Source organism: Sulfuricurvum sp. (genome assembly GCF_041651515.1).
Taxonomy (GTDB): domain Bacteria; phylum Campylobacterota; class Campylobacteria; order Campylobacterales; family Sulfurimonadaceae; genus Sulfuricurvum.
Window position 1 is genome coordinate 36,960 of record NZ_JBAZJF010000003.1, and the last position, 17,564, is coordinate 54,523.

General features: G+C 42.5%; 19 protein-coding genes. 3 read left to right on the forward strand and 16 right to left on the reverse strand.

Annotation, left to right across the window (positions count from 1 at the left end; all coding sequences use genetic code 11):
- Positions 1-7: 7 nt before the first annotated feature.
- The 4 genes from polA to WC407_RS05705 are packed head-to-tail and all read right to left on the reverse strand — an operon-like array spanning position 8 to position 7,147.
- Positions 8-2,731, reverse strand: coding sequence for a DNA polymerase I (polA, locus tag WC407_RS05690; protein ID WP_373021634.1), 2,724 nt, complete (start codon positions 2,729-2,731; stop codon positions 8-10).
- Between the two features lie 11 nt (positions 2,732-2,742).
- Positions 2,743-3,558, reverse strand: a complete 816-nt coding sequence (locus WC407_RS05695; protein ID WP_373021635.1) for an HDOD domain-containing protein — start codon at positions 3,556-3,558, stop codon at positions 2,743-2,745.
- Between the two features lie 31 nt (positions 3,559-3,589).
- Positions 3,590-6,406 carry an excinuclease ABC subunit UvrA gene (gene uvrA / locus WC407_RS05700; RefSeq protein ID WP_373021636.1) on the reverse strand — a complete coding sequence of 939 codons (2,817 nt, stop codon included), beginning with the start codon at positions 6,404-6,406 and terminating at the stop codon, positions 3,590-3,592.
- Positions 6,407-6,409: 3 nt separating this feature from the next.
- Entirely contained in the window at positions 6,410-7,147 is a 738-nt protein-coding gene (locus WC407_RS05705) for a sulfite exporter TauE/SafE family protein (RefSeq protein ID WP_373021637.1), read from the reverse strand.
- A 120-nt stretch (positions 7,148-7,267) separates the two neighbouring features.
- Between WC407_RS05705 and WC407_RS05710 the strand changes: the two genes are divergently transcribed.
- Genes WC407_RS05710 through WC407_RS05720 form a run of 3 tightly spaced genes read left to right on the forward strand, consistent with a single transcriptional unit; the run spans position 7,268 to position 8,934 of the window.
- Positions 7,268-7,684 carry a chemotaxis protein CheX gene (locus WC407_RS05710; protein WP_373021638.1) on the forward strand — a complete coding sequence of 139 codons (417 nt, stop codon included), beginning with the start codon at positions 7,268-7,270 and terminating at the stop codon, positions 7,682-7,684.
- Positions 7,685-7,687: 3 nt separating this feature from the next.
- Entirely contained in the window at positions 7,688-8,038 is a 351-nt protein-coding gene (fliN, locus tag WC407_RS05715) for a flagellar motor switch protein FliN (protein ID WP_373021639.1), read from the forward strand.
- Positions 8,035-8,934 (forward strand): hypothetical protein, encoded by a 900-nt coding sequence (locus tag WC407_RS05720; RefSeq protein WP_373021640.1) that lies wholly within the window; start codon positions 8,035-8,037, stop codon positions 8,932-8,934. Before fliN ends, WC407_RS05720 begins: the two co-directional genes overlap by 4 nt.
- Positions 8,935-8,943: 9 nt before the next feature.
- On the opposite strand, the gene WC407_RS05725 is transcribed toward WC407_RS05720, so the two are convergent.
- From WC407_RS05725 to WC407_RS05780, 12 genes are all read right to left on the reverse strand, one after another.
- Positions 8,944-9,408 carry a tetratricopeptide repeat protein gene (locus WC407_RS05725; protein ID WP_373021641.1) on the reverse strand — a complete coding sequence of 155 codons (465 nt, stop codon included), beginning with the start codon at positions 9,406-9,408 and terminating at the stop codon, positions 8,944-8,946.
- 90 nt (positions 9,409-9,498) lie between these two features.
- Positions 9,499-9,786 carry a type II toxin-antitoxin system RelE/ParE family toxin gene (locus WC407_RS05730; protein ID WP_373021642.1) on the reverse strand — a complete coding sequence of 96 codons (288 nt, stop codon included), beginning with the start codon at positions 9,784-9,786 and terminating at the stop codon, positions 9,499-9,501.
- Positions 9,787-10,011 carry a hypothetical protein gene (locus tag WC407_RS05735; protein ID WP_373021643.1) on the reverse strand — a complete coding sequence of 75 codons (225 nt, stop codon included), beginning with the start codon at positions 10,009-10,011 and terminating at the stop codon, positions 9,787-9,789.
- 100 nt (positions 10,012-10,111) lie between these two features.
- Positions 10,112-11,005, reverse strand: coding sequence for a DUF2971 domain-containing protein (locus WC407_RS05740; protein WP_373021644.1), 894 nt, complete (start codon positions 11,003-11,005; stop codon positions 10,112-10,114).
- 142 nt (positions 11,006-11,147) lie between these two features.
- Positions 11,148-12,137, reverse strand: coding sequence for a tRNA dihydrouridine synthase DusB (dusB, locus tag WC407_RS05745; protein ID WP_373021645.1), 990 nt, complete (start codon positions 12,135-12,137; stop codon positions 11,148-11,150).
- Positions 12,138-12,194: 57 nt separating this feature from the next.
- Positions 12,195-13,220, reverse strand: coding sequence for a hypothetical protein (locus WC407_RS05750; protein WP_373021646.1), 1,026 nt, complete (start codon positions 13,218-13,220; stop codon positions 12,195-12,197).
- An 11-nt stretch (positions 13,221-13,231) separates the two neighbouring features.
- Positions 13,232-13,585 (reverse strand): RNA polymerase-binding protein DksA, encoded by a 354-nt coding sequence (gene dksA / locus WC407_RS05755; protein ID WP_373021647.1) that lies wholly within the window; start codon positions 13,583-13,585, stop codon positions 13,232-13,234.
- 9 nt (positions 13,586-13,594) lie between these two features.
- Positions 13,595-14,053 carry a 23S rRNA (pseudouridine(1915)-N(3))-methyltransferase RlmH gene (locus WC407_RS05760; RefSeq protein ID WP_373021648.1) on the reverse strand — a complete coding sequence of 153 codons (459 nt, stop codon included), beginning with the start codon at positions 14,051-14,053 and terminating at the stop codon, positions 13,595-13,597.
- Positions 14,050-14,607, reverse strand: coding sequence for a thiamine phosphate synthase (locus tag WC407_RS05765; RefSeq protein WP_373021649.1), 558 nt, complete (start codon positions 14,605-14,607; stop codon positions 14,050-14,052). Before WC407_RS05765 ends, WC407_RS05760 begins: the two co-directional genes overlap by 4 nt.
- Positions 14,608-15,450: an acetyl-CoA carboxylase, carboxyltransferase subunit beta gene (gene accD, locus WC407_RS05770; RefSeq protein ID WP_373021650.1), complete on the reverse strand. Its 843-nt coding sequence runs from the start codon at positions 15,448-15,450 to the stop codon at positions 14,608-14,610.
- Positions 15,451-15,459: 9 nt separating this feature from the next.
- Positions 15,460-16,179 (reverse strand): inositol monophosphatase family protein, encoded by a 720-nt coding sequence (locus WC407_RS05775; RefSeq protein ID WP_373021651.1) that lies wholly within the window; start codon positions 16,177-16,179, stop codon positions 15,460-15,462.
- Positions 16,179-17,561: a glutamate synthase subunit beta gene (locus WC407_RS05780; protein WP_373021652.1), complete on the reverse strand. Its 1,383-nt coding sequence runs from the start codon at positions 17,559-17,561 to the stop codon at positions 16,179-16,181. Before WC407_RS05780 ends, WC407_RS05775 begins: the two co-directional genes overlap by 1 nt.
- Between the last annotated feature and the right edge of the window lie 3 nt (positions 17,562-17,564).

Below are 17,564 nucleotides of genomic sequence, written 5' to 3' on the forward strand. Positions count from 1 at the left end.
TTAAAAACTATTTCAACTCACCCCAGTGGTTCCCAATATGCATCGAGGTTTTTAGAGGAACACGGAGTTCCAAAATCGTTTCCATCACCTCGACAAAGCGTGCGGCATACACCTCGGCGACATCCTCATCCACCTCAAAAATCAGTTCATCGTGGATTTGTAACAGCATTCGGGCACGCAAACCCTCAGTACGGATCATCGTATCGATCTTGTTCATCGAGAGTTTGATGAGATCCGAGGCGGAGCCTTGGAACACCGTATTGACCGATTCGCGCTCGTATGCCGCTTTGAGCATCGGGGTGGCGGAACCGAAATCAAAATAGCGGCGGCGGTGTAAGAGGGTCTCGACATACCCCATCTCTTTAGCTAATTCAACGATACCGATGAAATAGCCTTTGACACTCGGGAAGGTCTCGAAATAGCGCTCGATGATCTCTTTAGCCTCTTTCGTCGTGATTCCGAGGGTATCAGAGAGCTTTTTCTGCCCCATTCCGTACAATAGACCGAAATTGACCGTTTTGGCGATGTTGCGCTTACTCGCCGCTTCCGCTTCGCCAAACAACGCTATCGCCGTTTGCATGTGGATGTCATGCCCTTCATTAAAAGCATTCACCAATACGGTGTCATTGCTAAAGTGTGCGAGAAGTCGTAATTCGATTTGAGAGTAGTCGATTCCGATCAATTTTTTACCCGCAGGGGCAACGAACGCTTCACGGATACGCATCCCGAGCGCCGTTTTGACGGGGATATTTTGAAGGTTCGGATTTTTGGAGCTGAGCCGCCCCGTTGCCGTTCCTGTCTGGACAAACGACGTATAAATACGAGATTCAGGATCGTTTTGCCCCAATGCGATCAGCGGTTCGATATAGGTGGAGTAGAGTTTGTGGTATTCACGGTATTGAAGCAACATCGGTATCACCGTATGCTCCGCTTTAAGCCCCTCCAAAACCTGTTCATCCGTGCTGTACCCGGTTTTGGTTTTCTTGCCGTGCGCCAGCCCCAATGTCTCAAAAAGGATAACTCCGAGTTGTTTCGGGGAATTGAGATTGAACACCGTTCCGCATGCACTGTGGATTTGCTCCATTAATGTCGCGATCTCGGAAGCCACCTCTTGTTTAAATAACTCTAACACCGCCGTATCAACGGCAATTCCTTCACGTTCCATCCCTAGCAACGTCAAGACAAAAGGAAATTCAATATCAAACGCTTCATCCAGTGCTTCCTGCCCCCCTTTTAGGGCTAATTGTTCACGAAGTACGTCGTAGAGGCGATAGGTAATGTAAGCATCTTCCCCTGCGTATTTACACGCATCTTCGATCGCAACGGAGGCAAAGTTTTCCCCTTTTTTGACGGTGTCTTTGAAATGGATCATCTCATGATGTAAAAGACTCTGAGAAAGGTTATCCATAGCGAGGGATCGTGCCGAGTCGGTAAGCCAAGCAAGAACCATCGTATCTGCATGAATACTCAAACGATCTACCCCTAAAAATCGGGTAACGAAATGGAGATCAAACTTAATATTATGTCCTATGATACGGTGGTTAAAAAGCTCTCGTATTGCCTGCCGTGCGCTCTCTAATGAGACTTGTTCGCCGACACCAAGATAACTGTGTGCCAGAGGAACGTAGTAACCCGTTTTCCCATCCGTGCTGAAACTAAATCCAACCAACGTATCGTTATGAGGGTTGAGACCCGTAGTTTCCGTATCAAAAGCGACCAATGAATTTTTCGGAATAGAGGCAATCAAACGGATCAAAGCTTCCTCAGTGTCAATTAAAACAGTACACCCTTCCTGCGGGGTAATGCATGCAGCAACAGGTTCCACTTTTGGAGAAACACTAAGCGGTATAGAGGATTCTTCAAAGAGTGCTTTTGCCTTTAGGGTACGCAATACTGCGTTCATCTCATAGTGCACTAAATCATCATAAATAGGGAGAAACGGATTATCAAAATGCATTGTAAAGTCATTGAAATCAAGACTCTCAAAAACATCGTCTCGTAAACGTACCAGCTCACGTGAGCGAAATGCATCGTCTCGATAGGTTTCTAATAATCCACGAATACGCGGCGGCGTCACTTCATCAAGACGTCCATACATCTCATCCAACGTCCCAAACTGAGCAAGAAGCTTTTGTGCCGTTACTTTCCCGATCCCTTTAACCCCTGGGACATTGTCGGCAGTGTCTCCGATCAAAGCTTGATAGTCGATGAACTGGCGAGGGTGAACACCGTATTTTTCGTCACAATGGCGTTCGTTCATCACTTTCTTGCTGATCGCATCGACCAATACAACCCGGTCATCATCGATCAGTTGATAGAGATCTTTGTCGTGCGAAACGACACGTACAATATGTCCCTGAGCACGGGCATGACGAACAACCGATGCAATCATATCGTCCGCTTCATATCCGCTTTGCATCAGCGATTTATACCCCATTTTCTCAATCCAATCAATTGCAATCGGAAGCTGCATAATCAGCTCTTCCGGTGCGGGGGAACGGTTGGCTTTATACTGAGGGTCAATCTCGGAACGAAAGCTAGGCCCCTTAGCATCGAGGGCGAAAATAAGATAATCACTGCTGTGATCTTTATGTAAAGAGGCTATAAAATTGATAAATCCGGTCAACAGACCGGTAGGAAAACCCTGTTTATTTTTCAGAGGAGGAAGAGCGTAAAAGCTACGAAAAAAAAAGCCGAAAGTATCAATTACCGTAACGGTAGACTTACCCATCGTACCCACGACTACAAACGGGAAGTTTCAGAGATTGCCGTAACTGCACTTTGAAGTTTATCCATATCGTATCCTGCAGCTTCTGCTTTTTTAAGCCCGAAAGCGACTCCGTGTTCACCGAACGGGTTATTGATCGGAATAATAGTTTTAACAATGTTAAGTGCCGTAGAGAACTCTTTGATCTCATCAGGGGCTTTGTCCGGCGCATCCGAATATTCGATCATTTCAACAAATTCTTTATCAAAATTCCAATGGGTAAAGATTGCAGCCGTAACAGTCGCCGTTGTCTCCTCAACATAGGAAAATTCAACTTTTGAGATATCGATAGCCATTTCGATATCGGATTTAAAATTGGTGGCTAAGTCTTCTTGAATAACATCACTGGCAATGATAATCTTTCCTGTTTCCTGCAAAAAGGCAGCCAAAAAAAGTTTATCCGCTTTTTGGCGATCGATCTGCGTGTACCATTTGTACATCAAAGCCGCCTGCATTGACGAAATTTCAGCAAATTTATCAGAGCTGACACCATAAGGTTCCATATCAACATTCAAAAGTTTGCGAACCGAATTCCCCAAACCGATAGAGCGGGTCATACTCATTCCAAACAATGAAACAGCCTGAGCGACATTATTGATTTCACGACGAAAACTATAGAGCGGAGAATTTGCCGCTTTTAATAAATTGGCAACGATCATCGGGTCATGCTCAACCGTTTTGACTAAATCCTGAATAGATGAGTTTGGATCGTTACAAACACGCTGCATATCAATAACGGTTTTCGGAAGTGGAGGCAAAGATTTAATACTATCAATAATCGAACTTTTCATTCTAATCCTATAAAAAAAGTTAAGTTTTGTATTATACCCTACTTAATTCGAGAGCCAAATATTTTCCGGTAAAACTTCCGGTTTTTTCCCAATCACGAGCAACACTTTCAGGGTCTCCCTCTGCAACCAGCAACCCTCCTCCATCGCCCCCTTCAGGCCCTAAATCGAGTATATAGTCGGCATTTTTTATCATGTCAAGGTTGTGCTCGATCACCAGCACCGAGTTCCCTAATTCGACAAAATTATGGAGTACTTTCGTCAAGCGATTGACGTCATCAAAATGCAATCCCGTTGTCGGTTCATCTAAGATATAAAGGGTGCTTCCCGTATCGCGGCGGCTTAGTTCTTTGGCCAGTTTAATCCGTTGTGCTTCACCGCCTGATAGGGTCACAGCGTTTTGTCCCAATGTAATGTAATCCAGTCCTACATCGCTCAGTGTTTGGAGGATTGCTTTAATTTTAGGAATCGGAGCAAAAAACTGCAACGCTTCCCCGACAGACATATTAAGTACATCGGAAATGGTTTTGGCTTTATACTCCACCTGCAACGTCTGAAGGTTATAGCGGCTGCCGTGACACGCGTCACATTTGACCATGATGTCAGGCAAAAAGTGCATTTCGATCTTGATTTCACCCTCCCCCTGACATTTCTCGCAGCGTCCCCCTTTGACGTTGAAGCTGAAACGCGACGCTGTGTATCCGCGAATCTGCGCTTCTTTGGTTTTAGCAAACAGATTGCGGATTTCGTCCATTACCCCCGTATAGGTAGCCGGATTCGATCGCGGAGTCCGCCCGATTGGACTTTGATCCAGATAGATCACTTTATCAAGTTTTTCCAACCCCTCAACTTCGACTCCGGCCACACGATTTACTTTACGTGCATGATTAAGAATCTCGCGGGTAACGGGGAGAAGTGTCTGCAAGATCAATGAACTTTTACCGCTTCCGCTGACTCCGGTGACACACACAAAATTGTGCAGCGGAATACGGACACTGAGGTTATTGATATTATTTAATGATACATTTTTGATGCTCATCCATTCCTTTTGCTCTCTACGGTAAAAATACTCGATTTTTTTCCGTCCGGATAGGTATTGTGCGGTGAGGGTATCGGATTTTTTCATCTCTTCCAAGGTTCCGGCAAAAACAACACTTCCTCCGAATTTTCCGGCACCCGGACCGATATCGACGATGAAGTCAGCATGCTCAATCGTCTCTTTATCATGCTCAACGACAATAACCGTATTCCCTTTTTCCTGCAACGAACGAAGGGTTCGAATCAATTTAAGGGTATCACGCTCATGCAATCCGATACTCGGTTCATCGAGGACATACATCACCCCCGTCAAACCGCTTCCGATCTGAGATGCGATACGGATCCGCTGTGCTTCACCGCCGCTGATACTACGGGCATCACGGCTCAAAGAGAGGTATCCCAATCCCACGTCATAAAGGAAAAAGAGCCTTTCACGGATTTCATTAAGAATCGAGGCGCCGATCATTGCATTTTGCTCACTCAAATGCTCGAACGTTTTAGGATCTGCAAACCAGGCATACGAATCTTTTAACGGCATCGTGATGACATCTCCGATCCCTTTATTGGCTATTTTAACCGCCAGTGACTCACGTTTCAGACGATGAGAATTACAAATATTGCACGGTTTTTCAGACATATAATCAGCAAGATCTTTTTCATCTTTGAAAATATCGTATGCAATACGGACGATCCCCGGCCAGGTTCGCTTTATCGGATGGTCTTGCCATTTAAATTCCACCTCGTTGACGCTTCCGTGCAGAATCGCCTTTTTCTGATGCTCTTCGAGGGTATAAAACGGTACGGTAATATTGATCCCTTCCGTAGCACAAAACGCTTTCAAAAAGGTAAAATAATACCCTTTGTTGAAGCCGTAGACGATTTTAATCGCCCCTTTTTCAACGGAAAGTTCAGAGTCGATAATCTTGTCGTAATCGAGCGAATATCGAATCCCCAACCCGTCACACTCACTGCATGCCCCTTTTGGAGAATTAAACGAAAATGAAAGGGGCTCGAGAGGGTCAAAACTCACTTTACAGTCAAAACAGGCACTGTGCTCGCTGTAGTGGATCAGCTTCTCGCTCATCCCGACCTCTTCGTGATTTTGGATCTCGATCTCCACTTCACCGTAACTCTCTTTGAGCGCTTTTTCAACATCTTGTGCTAGACGGTCATGATTGTCGGGTTTAATAACAAGACGGTCAATCACCGCTTTAAGGGTATGTTTTTTCGTTTTGGAAAGCTCTATCTCTTCATCCAGACGGACCATTACCCCATCAATAGAGGCACGGACATACCCTTTGTGGCGCAAGGATTCGAGGATATCGGCGAAGGAGCCTTTTTTCTCCCGAACCAACGGGGCAAGGATAACCACTTTCGAGTTTTCAGGGAGCTTATGCACCTGATCGATAATATCCTGTGCCGACATTTTGGATATCTTTTTGCCGCACAGATGGCAATGCTGCACCCCGATACGGGCATACAGAAGACGGAGGTAATCGTATATCTCCGTAATCGTTCCGACGGTTGAACGGGGATTTTTAGAGGTAGTTTTTTGATCAATCGCGATAGCCGGGGTTAGTCCTTCGATTTTATCGACATCCGGTTTGCCGACACGATCCAAAAATTGCCGTGCATATGAGGAGAGTGACTCGATATAGCGCCGCTGTCCCTCAGCATATAGGGTATCAAAAGCCAAAGTTGATTTTCCGCTCCCGCTGATACCGGTACAAACGATCAACTTGTTTTTCGGAATTTCAAGAGAAATATTTTTAAGGTTGTGCTCTCTAGCACCGATAATTTTGATCATGTCCATGGTTTACCCCGCTATCAATTTGTGTGCTGTTAAAATAAATATTACGATATAAAATACTACAAGAATTTGCTTGTAATGGGTCACTTTTATTTTGTGTAACAACCAAATCCCAAACCAAATTCCAATCAACGATGCAAATGCCATCACAAGCCCTGCATACAGATTGATCAACCCCAACCACACCATTGTCACAAACGCGGAAATGGAGGTAAACATAACGAAAAAAAGACCGACTGCCGAAGCTTTTTTAAGAGGAAATCCCATAAAACTGACCAGTATCGGAGTCAATAAAATCGATCCTCCGACTCCCAACATCCCCGAAAAAATTCCGATTCCACCCCCTATAACAGCGTATAAAGGGCGATTAACCACTTCTTCACGTGTCGGTACAGGATTCGAAAATGCCAATCGTCCCAGCGTAAAAGCAACGATTCCTAAAAATAACCATTCCAAAAATGATGCTTCGAGCATTTTGACCAATAATGCCCCTATAACAGCACCTACAATCCCCCCAAATCCAAAATATTTAATTTCATGAATTGAATAAGTTTTGCGTTTCTGGTGAAGCCATGCCGCCATTAATGATCCTGCAACCATCTGCATTATTGAAATGCCGATTGCTTCTTTAATACCAAATCCAAGGTACAGAAGCAACGGAACATTCACCGTCCCTCCTCCTATTCCGAAGAACCCCGACATTGTCCCGACAACAATTCCTAAAACAGCTAATTCGATCGTCATAATTTCGCTTTACAGTTCATATCGCGCGATTATACTCGCTTCCGGCTTTAGGGAAACTCTTTTATATCATTTGATTTTACGCTATAATCAATTCCCACAAGAATACCAATAGAGGGTGCGATGCTACCAATCATTATTAAAGCCGCTGAAAATTTTTGTCTTCATCAGATACGACTCCCCTATCAACTTATTCCTACGTCCAATAGCATGAGAACACTTCTTGCTTATATTGATATTGAAACGGAAGATGGAAGCGCTCACCGCGCATTTATCGGTTGCGATCCTCTTTTAATCCAAACAATCGCTGAGATTTTTTTGGGAGAAGATGCAAGTGATGAACAAACATTGGTCGATATGCTGTTGGAAACAACCAATATGATTGTCGGAAGTGCAAAAGTACTCGCTTCCGAAAGTTATAACACAACAATGAAAATAGCCACTCCGTTCTTTTTAAATGAAGTGAATTTAGATGCAGATGAAACCCGTTTTATCGGCGTAGAAAATGGCCATATGATGATTGCAATAAAAAGGTTATAACCCATGGACGAAACCCTTTCCCCACAAGAACTGACCGGAATCAAAGATCTTCATCCGTTCGATTCCATTAAAGAGCTTTCTTGGATGGACTATGAGGGATTACTCGATATGGAAGTTGAATTTGTCGCTGATTTGGGACAAACCACACTTAGCTTGGGAGAAATTCTAAAACTCGAAAAAGGATCGGTCATTGATCTGGGCAAGCCTGCAGGAGAGAGTGTCGAATCCTATGTCAACCGACGTATTATTGGAAAAGGCGAGGTTATGGTGTATGAGAAAAACCTTGCAATCCGTATCAACGAAGTGCTTGATTCAAGTGCCGTACTCTATTATCTATCAAAAGAGAGACTATGAAAACGATAATTGCCCTTTTTTTACTTTTATCCCCATTGCTATGGGGTTCTAAAGTTCTAAGTTACAATATCTATGATCGAAATGACCGTGTTGATGTCATGCTGACGTTCGATACTCCGTATGAGGGTGTCTTACGTCAAAATCGTCAAAACGACACCGTTATCATCAAACTAGAGGGGGCATATCTTGAAGCTCCAATTATTAAAAGTGTCAATTCAAAATATCTCAAAAAACTCTCCATTGCTCCGCAAGGTGAACAAATTGAGATAACCGCCAATACCTCTGCGAATGTAACTATGCAAGCCTCCAAAACATCGGATTCCTACGGATTGCGACTTCGTTTTATGAATGCTGCTGCAAGCAATCAATCAACAGAGACTCCGCCTATCGATGAGGCAACCGTCGGAGGATTACCGACCAAAAGTGACACTGAGTTTGAACGAAGCTATTACGTTGTTATTGCCATTTTAGTGATTGGTATCGGTATTTTATTCTGGCTAAAACAAAACATTGCCAAACGTACCGCAACCATGCAAAACGAACCGAAAAATCCATGGCTTTTTGCCAAAACACCAAAAACTCCTACAACGCCTCCCTCTACCCCACTACCCGCATCTACCGATATAGGAGGGGGCGTTCACATCCGCTTCCAAAAAACGCTAGATCCTTCTCATACCGTTGCAATGCTCGATTACGGGACACAAAGCTATCTGGTATTACTGGGCAACAATACGCTCTTGCTCGACAAATTTCAAGATAATATTCCGATTACCCAAAATGATTTTGAAACCCTTTTGCAGTCTAAACACCGTGAGCTTGATGGCTATTTTCAACTCGCCCCGGCACAAGACGAGCCGTTTGATTCGTATAAAGAGAAAGCTTCAGGAGGGTATTAATACCCTTTTTTATACGTTATGCAGCTCATAGCGGCTGTAAACGTCATACGCTTCTTCTCCGCCCGTACTGGCTAAAACCTCTTTGATCAATACCGCTGCCTCTTTACGACTCCCTCCGCCGTATCCTTTGGCATAAATTTCCCCCAATGTCACTTTTGCCGCCGGCTCTCCCTGAGCAACCGCCATTTTGAGATAATAGGCTGCTTTGTCAAAATCTTCCGGTACTCCCATCGCATTGGCATACGCAAATCCCGCACTCACCTGAGCCGGTAAAATTCCCGCTTCTGCAGCAATGGCATAATATTCTGTCGATTTGGCAAAACTCCGTTCTACCCCTTGACCGTTATAATAGAGGGTTGCAAGGGCATACGAACATCGTGGATCTTCGCTCCCTTTCATAAACCACTCATGCGCTTCTTCAAAACGTTTACCGTCAAAAGCATTCATCCCCGCATTGTAAAAATCAATATTCATATAGGATTACCTTTTTTTTGTGGCGATTGTACCCAAAGAGGCTAATGAAAAACTATGGTTGAAGGGTTACTTTAAAAGAGAAGCAAAGAGTTACAATAAAAAAGTTTTTTGTCTAAATAACGTTAACACATGTACCTTATCTTCTCGCACATTAAAAACAATCGTATACCCTTTATAAATCATATCTCTAGTATTTTCATCATCGGTATAAAAACTTTTTCTGCATCGGTAAGGCATGGTGGAAAGTGACGTGATAGCGTTTCTAAGTTCATTAATAAAATCGGCAGCTTTATTTTTGGAATCTTGTTCTGAGATATAGTGAAAGATATTTTTCAAGTCTTGAAGATCTTCAGGTTCAACAAGGATTGAGTAAGTCATCTAGGACTTCATAACCTTGTCGATGGCGGTATTGAGGTTCAACCCTTCATTGTTTGCAATATTGTTGATAGCACGTTCAACTTTTTGTTTTGCCTCGTCAAGAGAGATTGCAGGATATGTATTATGCTCTTCGACTATCTCAAGCTTGTCTTTGGGCAAAATCTCCAATAATCCCATCAGCTTATCGTAGATGGTATCGTGAATATTCAGTCGGATCGTATGCATCTTATCCTCCTATTTTCTATTTGTCATTATAACGAAAGATTTTTTCTTATACTCATCAAGAGATTTTCTTGTTTTAGGACATCCCCATTTTCTTAATACTTTATACTGTTTGATTTACTATACAACTTAGTTTATGATTTTCTATCATCCAGCGAGCTAGTTCACCTAAATCACCAGTAAAATCCTTAAATATATGTGCAGTTCTTGGACTTATAAAAGGATTAACTTTTGGGTAAGGCTCATTTGATTTTATTAATTCTGGCCTAAATTCATATCCCCAGTTTGAAATAGCAGCCAACGAAAGTGAAATATTAGTTTCTTTAACAAGTTCCCAAACTTCTCTTTGATGTTCTAATAAAGTTCTTTCACCCATTATGACCGATTTAATGCAATCGATAGGTATATCCATTACATATATTGGAAACTTATCCCCTTCTTTGTCTTTTATACAATCAGTAAGACTTCTCACCAATCTTACTTCAGCCTCATCTATCCATTGATCTGATTTTACGCACAATTCGGAAATTGGTATTGCTTCATTATTATTAAGGTATGTTCCAATGTCTTTTATTGGCCGCCTCTCATGATAATGGACCTCAATTTGCCCTTGGAAAAATTCATGTTCAGCATCAAACTCAATTACTGCACCTGAATAGTTATCAGCATAATGTGACCACATCAATAATGACTCGTGATTTTTTGACAAACATAAAATACCTATTGATTGATTTAATGATTTTAAAATTTTTCTAGATGTAATGTCACTACAGTAATCAGACGCGTAATCCAGCTTTAAATCGCCAATAGATGGATTTCGCCGTGGAGCAATTACATCAAATCTAATATTGATCTCTTTTTTATCGAAATTTTCTGGCACATAGAGTTCCGGTAACATTTCAAATGGATCATTAAAAGCTCCAGGTTGTGTAAAACGAATTTTTCCAGCGATTACTTTTTTTAGTATATCAATGCTTAAATATTTATAGAGACTCATACTTTTCCCTATACACTAACTATAAATATATACTTTACCATACGTATGAAAGAATTCTTCGATAATATATGTGAAGGTACAAAAACATTAGCTATCACCAATCTCCAATATACATCTTAGATCGAAATAATAAGAAGTGAATTTAACACTCACAGCTCATATCCGAGGCTTTGAACCCCTCCCCAATCTGACGGTGGGTAAGGAAGAACTCATCTACGACGGCTCGGAAGTGGATAGGGTCATCGATACGGTTGACCATATCTCGCATTGCCGATGCCCCCTCATATCCTTTTGAGTAGGTATGAACGTGTTTTCGGAATGTCACAACGCCGCGCGCTCCGTAAAAATTCACCATACTGTCCAAATGCTCCATAATGATGGCGTGCTTGAGTATCGGATCGACGGTCGCACTCCCCGTTTTGAGCTGGTGGAATATCCATGGAGCACCTACGGCTCCGCGACCGATCATCACACCGTCTGCCTTGGTATGATCCAGAACCCATTGCGCTTTTTCAAAGGAATCAATATCACCGTTGGCAATCACCGGAATACTTACTGCAGCTTTGATCTCTGCTATAGCGTCATAATCGACTGCTGCTTTGAATTTACCGGCACGGGTACGTCCATGCACCGCCAGAAAATCAGCGCCGCACTCTTGGACAAGCTTCGCAATCTCAATATGATTTTTTGACTCAAATCCAAGGCGTATTTTGACACTCAGCGTTGATTTATTCGAAGTCTTTTTGATCATCTCGATAATGCGAGCCATACGGGGTAAATCATTGAGAAGCGCACTCCCCGAACCGTGACAAACGATTTTCGGAACCGGACACCCACAGTTAAGATCGATAATGTCGATATCATCCTGAGTATTAAGCACCTCTACCGCTCTACGCACGATCTCTTCTTCCGATCCGGCAATCTGAACCGAATAGGGATCTTCATTCGGACTGCGTTCTAACATTCTAAGGGTCTTGGTTGAACCGTGTGCAAGTGCATTTGAACTGATCATCTCACTCACCGTCAAATCGGCACCGAATTTTTTGACGACGTTTCGAAACGGAAGATCGGTATATCCGGCAAGAGGTGCAAGGGCATATACAGGAGAGGAAAAGGAGAGTTTAGGAGTCATTATAGTGTGTACCTGAGGTAAAAATTATTATCGCCCTAAGGGCGAAGTTTGAAAGTATTAATTACAGCTTCTACGAAGAAAAATAGCAATGTCGTAATGTTTATTGGCACGTTTGAGATCGCGGTATGCTTTGAAAATTTGGTAATCATCTTTGGATGTATTATTGAGGATTTCGTTGGCGGTATCAATCATTTGAAGATCATACAACGTAAACAAATACCCTTCCATCGCATCATCATTTTTCTCACTAAGCATCTCAAACAGACGGATACGCTGTTCCGGAAGCATATTTTTTGACATAGCATCGGATACATCGATATAATCTTCATTCGTCAGTTTCAAACCGCTCAAGAGGCTTACAAGCTCTTCATTACCCATTTCAATACCGTTTTCCGCTGCATTGATACGCTGTACGAAATCGAGGAGTGATGATTTTGTAAAAAGGTGTTTGTATTTTAGGATCGATCCGACCGAAGCAGACTGAACATACGTTTCATACGCTTTTGCACTTACAATTTCACCGTAGCCCTCACTACGTGAAAGGATACGATCGGCATCAATATCACCCCGTTCAAAACGGTTCAAATTATTTTGAATAGCGATTGATGTTGTGTTGGACAAATGAAACTTTTTGATATCTACTTTTTTCTTCTCATTAACATCACGCATCAATTGAAGTGCTTCATCAATTTTTTCGTTTCCGATAGAGCGAAGGGTATTAAAAGGGAGGAGCAACGAATTGTCAATAAGCTTCCCTATCAGTTTATAGGCTTCGGTTTTATACACATAATTACGCTCACTTACACCCAGTAACGCATCACGAAGCGCATCGATCATTTTTTCATTATCTTTACTCAGACGACGAAGTTTAAAATTTCCGACCAACGCATAAATCATCATGTGTAACATGCTGGCAATATAAAGAACCAGGAGAGGAACAATTACCCAAAATGCGATCGGTAAATTAGGGAAATGCATTCCCAATAAATCAAAAGAGATTGAATCGTTTGAAATACTGTATGCTGCTATACCGACAAGCAATATCAAAATTAGCGAAGCGATCGTATAACGTTTTAACTGCATTAATTTTCCCTCTACCCTTTATTTTTTTCGACGATTGGTCGGCAAATAATGCAGTATTTTGCATGAGGTTTGACTTTCAGCCGTTGAAAACCGATATCATCCTCACACATTTCGCAAATTCCGTATTGTTTTGATTTAATTTTGAAGAGTGCCGCTTCAATCTCTTGGAGCTCTTGTGTCTGTTGTGCACCAATAGCATTTTCTACCATATTGTCATTACTGACCGATGCATAGTCACCTTCGTCATTGAGTTCGAGCTCACGTAATTGTTTCATCTCACTCTCGACGCCGGTCAGATTTTTAACAATCTGAATTTTACGTGCCAGTAATATCTCTTCGAAGTAGTGCAGCTCATTATCTCTCATCAATGCTCCTCATTTATGGTACGGATGGTTTGCCAACAGTGAATAGGCGCGATAGATTTGCTCCAGCAAAACAGCTTTTGCAATTTTGTGGCTCATTGTCATATCAGAAAGACTGATAACAGCGTCGCATTGATCCACAAAACTTTTCTCGAAGCCGTAAGCCCCGCCTATAAAAAATTGCAACGAAATTTTATCACTTATAAGCTTACTAAATGCAAAACTATCTATTTTTTTCCCCTCCGGATGTAACGCTATCGAGTAGTTTTTACCCAACATCGGTAATAACAGTTTCGAATATGCTATCTGAGATGCTTCAGGGCTGATAGTATGTGCCTTTACGACCTCTTTAGGGAACAATTCTATATCATCCACTTTAGCAAAACGGGAGATCATTTTCATCTGTTCTTGATAAAGAGGATCATACAACGAACGCTCTTTTTTTGCAATCGTAACAATAGAAATATTCACAGTAGCCCTGAACCAATTACATTATACGTCACATGTTGAAATCTATCTTCCAATCTAACCCCACCAATAGCTGCGACAGGATGCTTAGAACCTGATGCAATCGTATCTAAGCTATCCCCCAATACCTTTGTATCTGACTTGGTTAATGTAGCCCGGAATGCCCCTAAACCAATGTAATTGAGATCCAAAGTATTGGCGATTGCAATCTCGTTGGCGTTGTGGGTAGAAAGACCAATAATTTTATCTGCACCGATCGCCAATTTCAGAATTTTTATTGCACGTTCCGGATCAGAATCTATAGTGAGCAAATCCTCTTGACCGATATGAATACCGTCACAAAAAGGGGCTAATTCATAGTGATCATTAATAATCAAAAATCCATCCCACAATTGTCTCAAAAGAATCAAATCCCCTTTGATCGTAGCAATGTCTGCATGTTTGTTCCGGTATTGAAGTATCTCGGCGTCGTATTTTTTTGCTTGAGAGACGAAGGTGCCCAGGTCAACTCCGTTGGCACGGAGCATATCTATATCACAAAGAGCGTAAAGGCGCATTTAAGGGAGTAAAAGTTTGAGAAGATCACTGAGCGTCTCTTTGAGCTCGCTGCGTGCTACAACCATATCAATCGAACCTTTTTCGAGTAAGAACTCCGCACGTTGGAATCCTTCCGGTAAATCGCTTCCGATGGTTTGTTTGATAACCCGCTGACCTGCAAAACCGACCAATGCACCCGGTTCAGCAATAATAATATCACCAAGCGTTGCAAAGGAAGCACTGACTCCACCCATTGTCGGATCGGTAAGAAGTGAGATATAAGGGAGCTTGGCGTTGGCTAATTTTGCCAAAGCTGCAGACGTTTTAGACATCTGCATTAAAGAAAAGGTACTCTCCTGCATACGTGCACCGCCGCTGGCACTGACAATAATAACACCCATCCGTTTGGCTATGGCACGGTTGATCGCGCGGACAATTTTCTCCCCTTCAACTGAGCCCAATGATCCGCCCATGAAGTTAAAATCAAAAACAACCAGTTGAACGGGAACATCATTAATGGTGCATTCACCGCTCACAACGGATGAGTAAGTACCGTTTTTAGCATATCCCTCATCAATACGTGCAGCATAGCTTTTTTTATCAACGAAACTGATCGGATCGGTCGGTTTAAGATTGCCGTCAAACTCAACAAAACTTCCCTCATCTGCAATAAGGGCAAGACGTTCTTTAACGCCGATGCGGAGGTGAAAACCACATTTTGGACACACATGATTCTGTTTTTCGATCTCTTTGTAGTACATCAATGACTGACAAGAGGGGCATTTAACCCAGTGTGATGGTGCTTCGCTTTTCGTAGGTTGTTTCTTCTTTTCGGAGTCTCCGAAGAGGTTAAATAGACTCAAAAAATCTCCTTATTGTACAATCGCTCTGATACGCTCAAATACCTCAATATCCCGGCTAAGCAAGATAACATGATCGTTTTGAAACGTATGAAGATGGCGGCTTAAATAGAGACCCGCTTGGATATCGTATGGCCGCATTGTACCTAAAAATAGCACATAATTAACATAAGGGGCATAGGCTAAAGAGAGAGCAAGTGCACCCGGAGAGCGAAATTTCAGCTTTTCATCCATCAATACTTTAGCCAACTGCGGATGTTCAGGGGATTTTTCAAAGAGTCCAATTTTAGGATGAGGAGGTGCAACAATAGGGATTTTTAGTGTCAAATTATCCAATGAAGTTCGGTAATATTCCTTGGGAGTCCGGATAAATATATCTCCGTTTGCAAGATTGCAGACAAGTCCATCGGTCGTAACTCCCTCTATCTCTCTGGCAATTGAAACGCCGTAATAGGGAAAATGGGAAGCAAAATTATCACTTCCGTCAATAGGATCACAGATAATATTAATAGTACTCTTTGGACTTATCCAACCGCTCTCTTCGGAAAACAATGCCCCGTACGAGCTAAGATGATGATAGCAGATTGATTCGGCACGTAAATCAGCTCCGCTGCTGATATCGCCGCCATGTCCTACCGAATAGGAGGTAAAAAGCCCTTCATCACCGCTGCATACCGATGCGCGAATCTCAGTGCACGCATTAATGGCCGCAGCGATAAAATTATCGTCCATTAGCTTAGTAATGATTTAATAATTGAGCGTGCCGCTTCTCGCCCATCATAAGCGGCAGTTACCACTAAATCCGCACCACGGAAACAATCCCCTCCGGCATAAATCCCCGGCGTAGTTGTCTCGTATTTTTCATCAATGATGATACCGCCCCAGTTATTAACCGAAATGCCGTTTTCTGCCAAGAAGGGAGGGACAGCAGGGTCAAAACCGAGAGCCATGATAATAATGTCTGCGTTGACATTAAAATCACCCCCCTTAACCTCTTCCATCTTTTGACGTCCGCTCTCATCTTTAGCCCCGAGAACGGTTTTTGCCATATGAATACCGACTGCTCTGCCAGAATCATTTAAAATGATCTCTTTGGGGGAAGCATGAAAAACAAATTCTACCCCTTCTTCGATTGCATTTTTATACTCTTTAACGGATCCGGGCATGTTATGTGCGTCACGACGGTACAAACAAGTGACATTTTTTGCCCCTTCGCGTTTTGACGTACGCAAACAGTCCATTGCTGTATCACCACCACCTACGACAACCACTTCAAGGTCTTTAAAATCAAATTTTTTATCGTAACTAAGACCAAAATTCTTACGCTGTATTGCAGTAAGATACTCCATAGCCGGATACACATTTGAAGCATTTTCACCGGCAATTTTTGCACCTTTGCCTTTAGTCGCACCAATACCGATAAAGAGAGCATCGTGTTGATCAGCGATTTGGTCTAATTCGATATCACGACCCACTTCACAATTCACGACTAATTTCAAACCTGCTTCTACTAAGAGCCCAATACGACGTTCAACAATCTTTTTATCCAGTTTAAAATTTGGGATACCGTAGGTGAGAAGTCCGCCTGCACGATCACTTCTTTCATACATCGTTACCGCAATTCCAGATCGAAGCAGATAAGTAGCGCAAGAGAGGCTCGCTGGGCCAGAACCAATAACAGCTACCTTTTTATCCGTCGTTATTCCGGGAAAATACGGTTTAAATCCGTGTTTAAACCCCTCTTCATTGATAAACGTCTCAATGGATCCAATGGTAATGGCACCATGTCCATCATTAAGGGTACAATCTCCCTCACACAACCTATCATGCGGACAAACACGCCCCATCACTTCCGGAAACGGTGAGGGCTCATTGGAGAGGTTAAATGCAAATTTCAAATCTTTCTCGGCAACCGATTTTAGCCATTGAGGAATATAGTTGTGCAATGGACATTTATTAAGACAAAACGGATCTCCGCACTGAATACAACGGTCACTTTGAGACGAAGCATCATTCTGCCCCATCGGTTCATAAATTTCACTAAAATCTTTGAGCCGTTGAACGACACCTCGTTTTGTCGGATCAATACGCTCGATAGTTAAAAATTCTCTCATAAT